The sequence below is a fragment of the Arthrobacter sp. 001422645 genome, from assembly GCF_059816125.1.
Map to the genome: position 1 here is coordinate 1 of NZ_JCBANT010000041.1, position 592 is coordinate 592.

The following is a 592-nucleotide window of genomic DNA, read 5'->3' on the forward strand; positions in this document are numbered from 1 at the left end:
GTGGAGCTGAGGGGACTCGAACCCCTGACCCCCTGCATGCCATGCAGGTGCGCTACCAGCTGCGCCACAGCCCCGAACTTGCTGGGGAAACTTTCCGACTAAGGACTGTTTTCCCTGAAGCAACCTGTTTATCTTAAACCACATTTCCGGTTCACGCGAATCGGCACGCCCTCCCGTGGCAAATGTTCCGGCAGAGCGTCACTTTCCGGGCCGAGGCAACGCTGGGTCGGAGCGAAGGGCGCTGCTGGCAGCAGTTTCCGGGCCGACGCAACGCTGGCCCGGAACGAAGGTAGCTGCCGGCAGTCACCGGCGCCGTCGCCAGTGCGCGGGCAGATCAGGGCGAGTGCGCGACGCCGATCCGCCCTGATCTGCCCGCGCGTCGGCACATGCCCGCAAAACCTGCACGCACACCCGGGTTGGCGGCAAAATGTGTGTTTGAGATTGGCCGCTCACCTCAATACCCGCAAATCCGCACAAAAAAACCCGCCGGAATCTTTCGATTCCGGCGGGTTATCCGGTGGAGCTGAGGGGACTCGAACCCCTGACCCCCTGCATGCCATGCAGGTGCGCTACCAGCTGCGCCACAGCCCCG

General features: G+C 63.7%; 2 tRNA genes. Both read right to left on the reverse strand.

Going from position 1 to position 592, the window contains the following annotated elements:
* Position 1 precedes the first annotated feature (1 nt).
* Positions 2 to 74: transfer RNA gene (locus AC6EUH_RS18295), tRNA-Ala, on the reverse strand.
* A 444-nt stretch (positions 75 to 518) separates the two neighbouring features.
* A tRNA-Ala gene (locus AC6EUH_RS18300) sits at positions 519 to 591 on the reverse strand.
* Position 592: the final 1 nt, after the last annotated feature.